We start from the raw sequence: 12,794 nt of genomic DNA, 5'->3' as shown, positions 1-12,794 counted from the left end.
GCGCGGTTTAGATGTCCAGGTTGCGCACGTTCAAAGCGTTGTCCTCGATGAACTGCCGCCGCGGTTCGACTTCATCGCCCATGAGCTTGGTGAACATCTCCTCGGCTTCCACGGCATCAGTCAAATCAATGCGCAGGAGCTTGCGGCGCTCCGGGTTCATGGTGGTTTCAAAAAGCTCCTTGGGATTCATCTCGCCCAGGCCCTTGAAGCGCTTGATCTGCAGGCCGCGCCGCCCGACTTCTTTGACGGCGGTCAGGATTTCCGCGATGGAGTACAGGGGTTTGACGGTTTCCTTGTCGCCCTCGCCTTCGATTAGTTCAAAAAGCGGATGGTCCTGGGCGGCGTAATGCTCGATGTTCAAACCTTTGCGGGTCAGGCGCGCCAGCAGCTCGGCCACGCTCTTGCTCTCGTGCAATTCCACGTGGGTGGCGCGCCGGGTGGGGCCGGTTTTGCGCGCCTCGCCCTCGGTGCCGTTGCCGTTTTCACGGCCGTTTTCGCCCTCCTCCTCGCCAAACAATCCCAAATCGGGGTTGGCCTCGGCAAAGGCGGCAAACTGGGCCTCGGTAACGAAATAATGCACCGTTTCCTGATTGCCCTCGCGCACCTTGACCAGGTGATTGGGCAGCTCCAGGGTTTTGGGATCCCGCGCCTCCAGATACGCGGCGAAATCCCCGCCGTGCCGACGGATGGCCCGGGCGTATTTGTCCAGCGTCTCCAGGAGCTCCAGAATCTCGGAGAGTTGTTTCTGACTGAATTCGCGCTGGGTCTCCAGGTGCCGCAGGCGCACCTCCTCCGTGCCGAGGGTGATGAGAATGCGGTTCAGGGCGGCATCGTCCTCAACGTATTCCACCCGTTTCTTGCGGGTGATCTGGTAGAGGGGCGGCTGGGCAATATAGACAAAGCCGTGTTTGATGAGCTGCGGCATCTGCCGGTAGAAAAAGGTCAGCAGCAGCGTGCGGATGTGCGCGCCGTCCACGTCGGCATCGGTCATGATGATGATTTTGTGGTAGCGCAGCTTTTCGAGGTTGAAGGCCCCCTCCCCCTCGCCATCGCCAATGCCCGTGCCCACCGCCGTGATCATGGTACGGATTTCAGCGTTTTGCAGCACCTTGTCCAGGCGGGCCTTCTCCACGTTGATGAGCTTGCCGCGGATGGGCAGAATGGCCTGAAAGCGCCGGTCGCGCCCCTGCTTGGCCGAGCCGCCGGCGGAATCCCCCTCGACGATGTACAACTCCGTGTTGGCCGGGTCGCGATCGCTGCAATCGGCCAGTTTCCCGGGCAGTCCGCCGCCGGTCATGGCGGTTTTGCGGACGGCTTCGCGCGCCTTGCGGGCGGCTTCACGCGCGCGGGCGGCATTAAGGCTTTTCTCGATGATCTTCCGCGCCACGGAGGGATTGGCGTCGAAGTAGGTCATCAATCCCTCGTAGGTGATGGTGGACACGATGCCCTCCACCTCCGGCGACAACAGCTTGACCTTGGTCTGCGACTCAAATTTCGGATCGCTGTGTTTGATGGAAATCACCGCCGTCAGGCCTTCGCGCACGTCATCCCCCGTAATTTGGGGATCTTTCTCCTTCAACAGATCGTTTTGCCGGGCGTATTGATTGATCGAGCGCGTCAGGGCCGTGCGGAAACCGGACAGGTGCGCGCCGCCATCGGGATTATGAATGGTGTTGGTGTAGCAAAGCACCTGCTCGGTGTAACTGTCGTTGTATTGCAGGACAATTTGCGCCTGCACTTCCACCTCTTTTTCAGCGGTCTGCAGCGTCGTCTGGCGGCTGATGCTGATGGGCCTGGGGTGGAGGGGGATTTTGCTTTTGTTGAGCTGTTTGACAAATTCCTCGATGCCGTCCTTGTAGTAGTACACCTCCCGCGCACTGTTGGGCTTGCGTTCATCCAGGAAGGTAATCTCCAGGCCCTCGTTCAGGAAGGCCAGCTCGCGCAGGCGCTGGGAGATGATTTCCGCCTTGAACTCGGTGGTTTCCTTGAAGATTTCCGGGTCCGGTTTGAAGGTGATCAAGGTGCCCGTGCCCTTGGCCTTGCCGATGACCTCCAGCTTCTTCACCGTCTTGCCGCGGGAAAACTCCATGTGATGCACCTGCCCGCCGCGGCTGACTTCCACCTTGAACCACTCGCTGACGGCGTTGACGCATTTGGCGCCCACCCCATGGGTGCCGCCGGAGAACTTATAGCCGCCCTGCCCGTATTTGCCGCCGGAATGCAGGGTGGTCAACACCATCTCCACGCCGGGGATTTTGTACTGCGGATGAATATCCACCGGAATGCCGCGGCCATTGTCGCGGATGGAGATGGAGCCATCCACATGGATGGTCACATCAATGCGCGAGCAATGCCCGGCCAGGTGCTCGTCCACCGAATTATCGAGCACTTCCGAAACACAATGATGAAGCGCCCGCTCGTCGGTGCCGCCAATGTACATGCCGGGCTTTTTGCGCACCGCTTCCAGCCCTTCGAGCTTCCCTAATTTGGAAGCGTCGTAGGTTTCTTCAGTTGCCGGATTGACGGCTTGGGCATCGGCCAAACTGGCACTCATAACACGTTGCTTTACCCTGCTTGCGCCCGGGTAATTTCAGGGGACAAATCCCTACCGCCTGAGGGCATTGTCTCCCGTGTCGTAAGTGTATCAAAAAGCGGACGGCTGACAACGTTAATTTACGGGGAAAAGCTGCCGGAAGACCCCAATAGATTGAGGGGATTCCCTTGATATAATCCAACCTGTTGTGGTTGTCCTGCAAAACTTCCTACGCTCCAGAAAGCGCCCGAAAAGTGTATTTAGAAATGGGATCGTGGCCGCGCAGCAAGGGCTACTCGCGCTCTGAACCCGGCTGGCGGGCCGGCACGTCGAAGACACTGCTTAATTCCATGGTTACTTCGATTTCTTCCTTGTCCAGCCGACCCGGCCGGGAGACCAGGAGTTTCACGGTGTCACCCGCCATCAACTCCTGCTCGGCGAGGTATTTTACCAGGTCGCTCAGGGAAAGCATCAGCTCTCCGTTGATTTGCAGCAGGGTATCGCCACGTTTCAGGCCAGCCTTTTCCCCGCACAACCCGGGAAACACCCGGTCAATCACTGGGGGCGACGTGGCAGAAGCCGGCCGGCGGAATTGCACGCCGAGCGTGCCGGGATTGAGCTGATCCAGCGTGGTTTTGAAGCTGAGCCTTTGTCCCTGGCGCTCCACCAGGAGCTGCACCTGCGCCCCCGCGGGGTAGGTGCCCATGACGCCCAGGAAACGGTGGAAATTCAACAGGCGAAATTCATTGAAATAAAGGATGCGATCCCCGGCCTTTAATCCCAGCTTCTCGGCGTGGGAGCCGGGGCGCACTTTTTTAATGGCAGCGCCTTCCTGGCGGGTATCGTCTTCCGCCGCGACTCCGACCAGTCCGCGCAAGTAGCCGTGATACACCAGACCGCCGCCTGCGGCCTTTAACAAAGGTAGGAAACGCTGGATTTGATTGGCCGGCACGGCGAGCCCGATGCCGGTGTTGGCCCGCTGTTGAAAGCGCGTTTCGATTTTGCCATTAATCCCGGCCAGCCGCCCGTTCATGGTCAGCAGCGGCCCGCCTGAGTTGCCGGGATTTACTGCCGCATCGGTTTGGATGGCGTCGCTGTAGTTGCCGTGGAACACGTGAAGGGCGGAGATGATGCCGCGCGTCACGGCGGGTTCGCCTGCCAATTCGGCAGTGGCAAAAGGGTTGCCGAGGGCCAGCACCGGCTCCCCCACATTCAACCGGTCACTGTCAGCAAAGACGACATGCGGCAGGTTGGAGACCCCCTGCACGCGCAGGAGGGAGATGTCACCGTAGGGGTCGCTGCCCACCACCTCGGCCCGGTACGATCGTCCGCCGATGCGCACCTGCCAGCGTTTGCTGGCCTCCACCACGTGATGATTGCTCAACACATAGCCGTCCGGGGAAATCACCACGCCGGAGCCGCCGCCAATAAAGACAAAGGAAGCTGCTGCCTGCTGGGCGGCCTGGACCAATTGGCGCTCGACCCAGCGCGCAGCCGCCACTTCCGGGCGGGAGGCATCAGCCGCGATCAACCGCCCACAGGCGCCTGCCAGGCCGGCAAGGCCGCACAACACAATATGAACAAGCCGGGATAACATGGGCTTATTCCATGGAGCCAAGGGTTACTTCAACGTCCAGGGTCTGCTCCCCTCGCAAAACCTTCAACCGGACGGTATCGCCCACCAGCGCCGCCTGAATGCTGCGTACCAGGCTGGGCCAATCCGGGATGTTCTGGCCGTTGAACTCGGTGATGATGTCGCCCTGCTGCAGGCCGGCACGTGCGGCGGCACTGTTGGGCAGCACACGGTTGATGCGGGCCCCCGCGATGTCCAAGGCCCCCACATCGCCTTCTATACCCAAAAAAGGACGGGCTGGACGGGCCAGGGTTTTGCCGGCGGCCAGCTCGGGGATGATCTGCCGCAAGACCGCCGCGGTGGCCATAAAGGCCACGCCACAGTTTTGCCGCCAAGGGGTGCCCGGCCCCAGCCGGACGGCCAACCCCACCAGCCGCCCTTCCAAATCCACCACCGGCCCGCCGAGGTTACCGTAATTGACCATCACGTTCATTTGATGGCAGGTATTTTGAAAACGGTTGGTGGCGCTGAGTAGGCCGACATTGAGCGTCAGATCGCCCGGAGGTTCACTGCGTCCCAAAACCGCGATGAATTGTCCTGTGCCCGGCCCGGGGCCTTCATGCAGGGCCACAAACGGATAGGGTTGTCCCTGGGTTTTTTCCAATTGCAGCAAGGCCACATCATAAAAGGAGTCCTGGCCCAATATTTTTGCCGACACGCGGCGGCCATCCGCCAGATAGACAGCCACCCGGGCAATGCCGGGGGCACGGCGGGAGGCGGCTGCCAGGTTTTGCGCGGCGGTCAGCACCCATCCCTCGGGCGAGATGATCACCCCGCTGGCGTAGGCATCCGCCGGGCGCACCAATTCGCGCGCAGCGCGGCGCTGATCGGCAGGATAGGGCGCCAAAGGCGTCAAGACTTCATCCTGCCGCCGCTCGGGCAGTGTCACTTTCTCTCCTTCCCGCACGACCCGAAAACTGACCGTGGCAGCCGCGGCGTCGGCCAGGACCAGAGGAAATGCCAGTTCGGCCGCCCAGGCACGCGCGCGGGCGCCGGAAAAAACCGGCCGGGGCATACGCTGCAGCGTGTGCAGTTCGGGCAAACCTTCGGCCAGGCGATGGATGGGGACGGCCGTGCCGAGCCATCGGCTGCGCGAGAAAGCCAGAGATTGAATCCCCAGAAGGTGGCCGTCGGCATCGGTCAAGGGCCCACCATCCGAGCCGGGATTGACCGCCGCATCGGTTTCCAGAACCCATCCAACATAGCGGCTTTCGGTATCCACGCTGCTGACTTGATACAGGCCACTGATGGTGCCCGCGCTGAGACTCACCATGCCGTCTTTCATGATGGTGTGAAAGGGATTGCCCCACGAATAGGCCGGGTCTCCCAAGCGGCAGGCGGTGGAATCAGCCAGCGGCATGGCGGTTAAGCCGACAGCCTGCACCTGGAGCAAGACGCCTTCGGACTCCTTGTCCTGGCGTACCACGCGGCCTTCGAGGACCCTGCCATCTACGAGGTAAACTTTGATTTCACCCGGGTTTTCCGGCACCACGGTCAATGTGGTCAGGACCAGACCCTGGGTGGAAATGATCACGCCCGTCCCAAAATATTGGCCTGATTCAGGATTGGCATCCTTGACTTTACAGGTGATGCCCACCACGGCGGCCGCCAAGCGACGATACAATGGCCCGTGGACATCATCGGCAATGGCCACCTGCGGTGCCGCGCCCAACCCGTGCGGCAGCACCAGAACGAAAGCCAGGAACGCAAGCAGCGGCAGCACGGAGTTCTGTCCGCCCCAAGAGCGGCGCGGTGGCGGTGAGTTCGTGCAGCGTGGGAGCATTGTTTGGGGCAACATACTCGCGCCCGAGGACGCTGGCAAGCCGTGGCGGGCAGACCGCTTCCAGCACAAATCGGCCAGAGACAGGCCGGGGGGTGAAATTGGCCGGTTGCCGAATGCCCCCCACTCCTGTTCTCAAGCGGGGATGGCACGGGCCCGTCCAAAAATTGAGTACAAGGCGGGCAGCACCACCAGGGTAAGCAGGGTATTGGTGAAGATGCCGCCAATAACCACCGTGGCCAGCGGCCGCTGGACCTCACCCCCCACGCCCACATTCAGCGCCATGGGCAGGAAACCCACCCCCGCCACCAGGGCGGTCATCAGCACCGGTCGTAACCGGCTCAGGCATCCCTCCCGCACAGCATCCGCCACGGCCACCCCTTCCGCCAGGCGCTGGCGGATAAAAGTGACCAACACGAGGCCATTCAAAATGGCCACGCCGCTCAGGGCAATAAAACCTATGCCAGCACTCACGGTGAATGGCATGTCACGCAGCCACAGGGCGAGCACGCCTCCCACCGCTCCCAGCGGAATGCCCGTGGCCACCATCAACACATCGCGCAACGATTTAAGGCTGAAAAAGAGGAGCACCAGAATCAGCGCCAGGGCCATGGGCGTGACAAACATGAGTTTGCGATTGGCCCGCTCCATGTTTTCAAACTGTCCGCCCCACTCCAAGGCATAGCCGGCAGGCCATTGAATGTGGGCCTCGAGGCTGGCCCGGGCTTCGGCAACGAAACTTTTGACATCCCGGCCCTGCACGTTGCATTGCACTGTGATGCGGCGCCGGCCCCATTCCCGGTTAATGGTGGCGGGGCCTTCGCTTTCGGTGAGCTGCGCCAGTTGATTCAAGGGAAGCACCGCCCCGCCGGCCGTGGGGATGAGAGTGTTGGCGAGGGCTTCCGGGTTTTGGCGCTGCTCGTCTGGCAGACGCACCACCAAGGGAAAGCGCCTTTGCCCCTCGCGGACCTCGCCCACCCGCCGGGTTCCCACGGCCTCCACCACGTTCAACACGTGACGGGCTGGGACGCCGTGGCGTGCCAGGGCCTGGGAATTGACATGGACCTGCAAAACACCCTGGCCGGTCAGCTGCTCCACGGAGACCTCGCTGGCGCCCGGGATGCGAGCCAGCACGCCCTGCACTGCGGCGGCCAGGCGGCGCAATTCCTCCAGATCATCGCCATAGATTTTCAAGGCCAGATCCCCGCGCGCGCCGGCGATCATCTCGTTCATGCGCATTTCGATGGGCTGGCTGAGCGCAGGCCGCATACCCGGCACCTGCTGGAGCAGTGCGCGCAGTTGCGCGGCCAGTTCCTCCTGGGTGCGGGCCTTGCGCCACTGCTCCCGCGGCTTGAGCGCCAGGAAAAAATCCGCCAGCTCCACGCCCATGGGATCGGTGGCCACTTCGGCCGTGCCCAGGCGCGTCCAGACACGGGCCACTTCGTCAGGGAACTCGGCCAATATCCTCTGTTCAATGAGATGATTTTGGGCCACGGACTCTTCCACGGAAATCCCCGCCAGCCGCACGGTGGTGGCCACAATGGCGCCCTCCCCCAGGCGGGGCAAGAACTCACCCCCCATGCGGGCGGCCAGCCAGGCGCCGCCGGCCAGCAGCATCAGCGCCCCCGCCAGCACAGCCGCCCGATGCCGCAAGGCCCAATTCAAGCAAGGAGTGTAAAGCCACCGGGCAGCCCGCACCAGCCAGGGCTCACCGGCCGCCATGTGCCGGGACAACAGCAGGCTGGCGAGCACCGGCATCAGCACCAGGGAAATGAGCAGCGAACCCAGCAACGCAAAGATCATGGTCAAGGCCATGGGACGAAACATCTTGCCTTCGATCCCCTCGAGGGTGAGCACCGGCAAAAACACCACCAGGATGATCAGCTCACCGTACAAGGTGGGCTGGCGCACTTCGAGGGCTGCGTCGCGAATCACCTCCAACCAGGGACGCTCGCGCTGGCGTGCGGCCTGCCGGGCGCAATTTTCCACCATGATGACCGAGCTATCCACAATCAGGCCAAAATCAATGGCCCCCAGGCTCAGCAAGCTGGCCGCAATGCCGGTTTGCAACATGAGGTTGCCGGCAAAGAGCATGGACAGCGGAATGGCCGCCGCCACGATCAGACCAGCCCGCAAATTGCCCAGGAAAGCAAACAACACAGCCACCACCAGCAACGCGCCAGCCAGCAGATTGTGTTCCACCGTCCGGATGACGTTATCCACCAGCTCTGTCCGATCATACAACACCTCGAGGTGGACATCGGGGGGCAGGCTTTTTTGAACCTCGGCCAGTTTCGCCTTGAGGGCGCGAGTCACCTCGGCGCTGTTTTCCCCCATGAGCATGAAGCCCAACCCCAGCACGGCCTCACCCCGGCCATTGGCCGTGACCGCCCCGCGGCGGATTTCGTGGTCCTCCCGGACCGTGGCCACATCTCCCACGTGCACCGGGGTACCCTGCACACTGGTCAGGACAATGTCGGCGATGGCCTGGGTGTTGGTGGTCAATCCCACGCCATGGACCAGCAAGGACTCTCCGCTGCGGGTGATTTGGCCCCCACCTACGTTTTGGTTGTTGGCTTCGAGCGCGGCAAATAAATCCTCCAAGGTCAGGCGGTATTTGATGAGGCGCTCAGTGTCCACCACCACATGGTACTGTTTCTCAAAACCGCCCCAGGTGTTCACCTCGGCCACTCCGCGAACTTTGCGCAATTCGGGCTTGATTACCCAATCTTGCAGGATTCTCAACTCGGTGAGGGTGCGATTTGCATTGGTGGACCAGACGAGATAGTGAAAAACCTCGCCCAGGCCGGTGGCAATCGGCCCCAGTTGGGGCCGTGGCAGTCCAGGAGGAAGCTCGACGGTCTGCAATCGTTCCAGGATCAACTGGCGGGCCTGAAAGATGTTCACCCGGTCCTCAAAGGTGGCCACCACCTGGGAGAGGCCAAACTTGGACAGGGAGCGCACGTTTTGCAGTCCCGGCAAACCGCTGATGGCCAGCTCCACCGGTATGGTGATTTGAGCCTCCACTTCATGGGGATTAAGCGCCGGCGCGGTGGTATTGATTTGCACCTGGACGGGCGTGGTGTCCGGGAAGGCGTCCACCGGCAAGCGGCCGAGATTGCGCGCGCCGAGGGCCACCCCCAGGCCCGCCAGCACACACACCAGCAGACGATTCCGCAGGGAAACGCTGATAATCCAGTTTAACATAGGCGTTTAGTCATCCGCACAACCCGCTCCCAGACGCGAAATCAACAGGGCCGACTTCAACGCAAAAGACCGGCTAACCGCAACAGGCTCCGCCAGTTTGAGGCCGGCCATAATTTCCCGGTGTTCCCCCACGCGGGCCCCGAGTTCAACCGCCCGCACCTCATAGAGGTCGTCCGTCCGGCGGACAAAAACGATTGGCCGCCCTTCCAAATATTGAATGGCGGCGCCGGGCACGAGCACGGCGTTGTCCCTTTGGCGCACAACAATGCGCGCCCGGGCGAACATCCTGTCCTTGAGCCTGCCGTCCGGATTCGGAAATTCCGCCCGGGCCCGGGCCATGCGCGTCCGTTCATCCAAGGCCGGCCCCACCCAGGTCAACGTGCCGGTGAAGACCTGCCCCGGCAGTGCATCCACACGCAGTTCCACTGTTAGGCCAGTTTGAAGGTGGGGCAGTGCGGTGGCCGGCACTTGCAACATGGCCCACATGGTGGAGGTGTCAGCGAGTGTGAACAGGGGCCTGCCCGCCTCCACGAGGGTCCCCCGCACACCCGTTCGTTCTATGATTTCACCCGCAAAAGGGGCACGGACCTCCAGCAAGACCTGGTCAGGCGCCAGCCGGCCCACCTCGTCCACCTGCTCCTCCGTGAAGCCCAGCGTGCGCAATTGCTGGCACACGGCCCGGTGGGCGGCCTCGGCCTCGTCCAGCGCCGCCTGGGAGGTCACCCGGCTGGCTCTCAATTTCCGTTCCCGCTCCAACGTCTGGTGGGACAGGACTGCCCTGGCCACCGTTTCTGCAATGGCCGCCGACCAGATTCTGGCGACCGTCTGCTTTTCCTTTACGTGGGCCCCCAGCTCCGCCTCCACCGTGTGGAGGATGCCGCTCAGGGGCGCGGCAATATGCGCCAGCTTGTTCTGGTTGAAGATGATTTCCGCCAAACATTCCACGCTCTCGGTAACCTTCCCGCTCCCCGTAGCCGCCGTTTGCAGTCCAACCATCCCCGCAGACTGGGGCGAAGGCAGCCGTACCTGCAAACCTTCCCCCGGTTTCAACTGCGCCACGGCCTCCGGATGACAGATGGCGCATTCGGCCTCCAGGACGCCATGTTCCTTGCACATCAGCGCGGCTTGCGGGGCGGAGGAAGAAGGGGCCTTGGACTTCAGCTCCGGATGGCACAGGAAACATTCATCTTCGTATAATGCATGCTCCTCACACCACAAACGCTGTTTATCCCGCGCTTCGGGATGGCACAACCAGCACCGGTCTTCATAGCGATTGTGCTCCTGGCACCACAACCGGCCCGGCTCCCGCAGGCGGGCATCGCACAGGAAGCACCAGGCGCGGGGGGCATTGTGGGCCGCACACTTTGCTCCACCCGACATGGTGGCTTGGCCGGCTGGATTCGACGGCGCCGCCTTTGGCGCTGAGTGGGAATGTCCTGCATGCCTGTCTTCGGCTGACTCATTCGGGGTTGCCGGTTTGCGGCAGCCGGTGAGCAAGGCAAGGGCTGCCAGCACGGACAGAGCCATGGGCATGATAGCTTTTAACGTTTTCATAATCGTGTTCTCTCAATGAGGGGAAGTTAATCCAGGGGTTTCCGGCCGGAGCAGAGCCTCCAGTTCAGCCTGCGCAAGATGGAGTTCGAGCACCTTCTGCCAGTACGCCAGCCGTGTTTCGGCGGCAGTGCGTTGCGTATCCAGCAGGTCCATGAAGGTAAATTTTCCCTCCTCGAATCCCTGTTGCACCAGATGCAAGGCCTCCTCTGCTTTGGGCAACAATTGTTCGCGGTACCGGCCCACCTGGATGGCAGCGGTCTGGTAGCGCTTACGGGCGCGGATCCATTCCTGCCGCAACTGTTGCTGGACGAGGTGTAATTCGGCTTCCGCCTGGTGAACCTGCGCCAGGGATTCCCGTTGTCTTCCCTGGCCGCGGTCCAGGAGTGGCAAGGGTAGCGAAAAACCGAGCGCGATGATCCCTTCGTCGGTTTCGCCCCTGCGCCCGCCGGCCAAACTTACCTTGAGGTCGGGATAAGTCTCCAGCCGTGCCCGCCGATGGGCCAACCGTGCCTGCACCAGTGCCGCCTGAGCGGCCATCACGCTCGGATGCCGCTCCAGCCAGGCTTCCGTTTCAGCCTCGGGCCAGCGCGGCGGCGGGGCCTCGGCCAGCGCCCCTATCAGGGCCGCATCTTTTAATTCTGGTTGTCCGAGCATGAGAGCCAGTGACTGCCGGCTGATTTCCTTCTCCCGCAGCCATTCATCGGATTCGGTGCGGGCCTGCTCCAGTTGCACCTCGGCACGTAATTGTTCTTGTGCGGTGGCGGCGCCGGCTTCGACCCGGCGGCGGGCCGTGAGGGCAAAAGACTCCGCCAGCGCCACTCGTTGCGTGGACACCTCGACGACCCGTTCCATGACCAGGACCCGGTAAAAGGCCGCCTTGACCTCACGCACAATTTCCGTCCGGCGCAACCTCTGCTCTACCTCGGCAAGCTGAACCGCCACGCCCCCCAGTTGTTTGTCCAGTGATTTCTTGCCCGGATAAGGCAGCGTCTGGGCAATGCCAACGGTCTGTTCGGCATCGGCGAAACCACGCCCGCGGCTCACCGCCCATTCCTCCGTTCGAATTTCCAACTCGGGGTTGGACCACCGCCCGGCCTGCTCGGCCCGTCCGGCTGCGGCGGCCATGCGTGCCGCCGCGGCTTTCAGGGAAGGATGATGGGTAAGCGCCAGCCGCAACGCCTCTTCCAGCGTCAAGTGGTTGGTTCGAGGCAGGGGTGCCGGCTGGGCGGGCAGTTGGCAGACTCCCCCCGCTGCGATTAATCCAATCCAAAGCGTACAAGCCCCTTTGATTACACGCCCCAATGGTTTCATAAAATGATCAACAAATCTTCAATTCGGTGGTGAAAGCTGAGCGCGATTAGGGTGTGCTAGGACACCCTCGCCCGTGACAGATTCCCTCCCCGGCAGGTTAATCAAGATCCCCGCCCGGGAAAGTGCCTAGACGATATAGGAAGGCGCCCGCGGAAGGCGGGCAGTGCGACAAATGAATTGCCAGCGCCGGAGAAGTTCGGGCGGCGGCCTGGCAGCGGGGGAAGGATTGATTTTGACCGTCTGTAATAAGGGCGGCTCCGTCGGCACCAGACAGGCGTCCAGAATCCACTGGGCTTGGGGCAGGCTCCCACCCTGCTCTTCCTGGCGGTATTGAGCTTTCTCCACCTTGCAGCCATCCTGCTCACAATCTGCAGCAGCCGGGGAGGAGGACTCGACGAAGCAACAAGTTTTAAGAAATTCGAAGCCGGGCACCGCTTCCAGAACGCAGTGCATTGAGGCCAGCACATAGAGAGCCAGCATCAACGCCGCCAACTTTCTGGTGAACGCACTCACAGCGGTTAAAATAACCTACCGCCAGGAAATTGCCAAGCTATCATCGGGAAATGGCCAAGGTGATTGGGATGACGCCACCGTAGCACGGCGTTTGGCGCGTCCGGCAGGACTCGAACCTGCAACCTTCTGATCCGAAGTCAGAAGCTCTATCCAATTGAGCTACGGACGCAACCCCCGCCCGCAGGCGGCCTTTGGGCGGCAATAAAATCCCGCAAATCGTCGCGGGGCGCAAATGTAAAAAGCAGGCGGCAGCAGCCCTGGCG

General features: G+C 62.0%; 7 protein-coding genes and 1 tRNA gene. All 8 read right to left on the bottom strand.

Going from position 1 to position 12,794, the window contains the following annotated elements; genetic code table 11:
• Positions 1–7: 7 nt before the first annotated feature.
• Complete coding sequence (gene gyrB, locus N3J91_09425; GenBank protein ID MCX8156650.1) at positions 8–2,554, bottom strand: DNA topoisomerase (ATP-hydrolyzing) subunit B; 2,547 nt, start codon at positions 2,552–2,554, stop codon at positions 8–10.
• Between the two features lie 271 nt (positions 2,555–2,825).
• Positions 2,826–4,130, bottom strand: a complete 1,305-nt coding sequence (locus tag N3J91_09420; protein MCX8156649.1) for a trypsin-like peptidase domain-containing protein — start codon at positions 4,128–4,130, stop codon at positions 2,826–2,828.
• Between the two features lie 4 nt (positions 4,131–4,134).
• Complete coding sequence (locus tag N3J91_09415; GenBank protein MCX8156648.1) at positions 4,135–5,889, bottom strand: S1C family serine protease; 1,755 nt, start codon at positions 5,887–5,889, stop codon at positions 4,135–4,137.
• A 192-nt stretch (positions 5,890–6,081) separates the two neighbouring features.
• Positions 6,082–9,153: a CusA/CzcA family heavy metal efflux RND transporter gene (locus tag N3J91_09410; protein MCX8156647.1), complete on the bottom strand. Its 3,072-nt coding sequence runs from the start codon at positions 9,151–9,153 to the stop codon at positions 6,082–6,084.
• A gap of 6 nt (positions 9,154–9,159) precedes the next feature.
• A complete protein-coding gene (locus N3J91_09405; GenBank protein ID MCX8156646.1) occupies positions 9,160–10,533 on the bottom strand; it encodes an efflux RND transporter periplasmic adaptor subunit in 1,374 nt (457 codons plus the stop codon).
• A gap of 186 nt (positions 10,534–10,719) precedes the next feature.
• Positions 10,720–11,901, bottom strand: a complete 1,182-nt coding sequence (locus N3J91_09400) for a TolC family protein (protein MCX8156645.1) — start codon at positions 11,899–11,901, stop codon at positions 10,720–10,722.
• Positions 11,902–12,144: 243 nt separating this feature from the next.
• Positions 12,145–12,531, bottom strand: coding sequence for a hypothetical protein (locus tag N3J91_09395; protein ID MCX8156644.1), 387 nt, complete (start codon positions 12,529–12,531; stop codon positions 12,145–12,147).
• Between the two features lie 92 nt (positions 12,532–12,623).
• A tRNA-Arg gene (locus N3J91_09390) sits at positions 12,624–12,700 on the bottom strand.
• Positions 12,701–12,794 lie beyond the last annotated feature (94 nt).

It is taken from the genome of Verrucomicrobiia bacterium, from assembly GCA_026414565.1.
Lineage (GTDB): Bacteria > Verrucomicrobiota > Verrucomicrobiia > Limisphaerales > Fontisphaeraceae > Fontisphaera.
This window is presented reverse-complemented; position numbering and strand designations above follow the sequence as displayed.

Bases quoted from the DNA above. Each gene is read 5' to 3' on its own strand.
- gyrB (MCX8156650.1), bottom strand. From the start codon at position 2,554: ATGAGTGCCAGTTTGGCCGATGCCCAAGCCGTCAATCCGGCAACTGAA.
- N3J91_09420 (MCX8156649.1), bottom strand. From the start codon at position 4,130: ATGTTATCCCGGCTTGTTCATATTGTGTTGTGCGGCCTTGCCGGCCTG.
- N3J91_09410 (MCX8156647.1), bottom strand. From the start codon at position 9,153: ATGTTAAACTGGATTATCAGCGTTTCCCTGCGGAATCGTCTGCTGGTG.
- N3J91_09405 (MCX8156646.1), bottom strand. From the start codon at position 10,533: ATGTCGGGTGGAGCAAAGTGTGCGGCCCACAATGCCCCCCGCGCCTGG.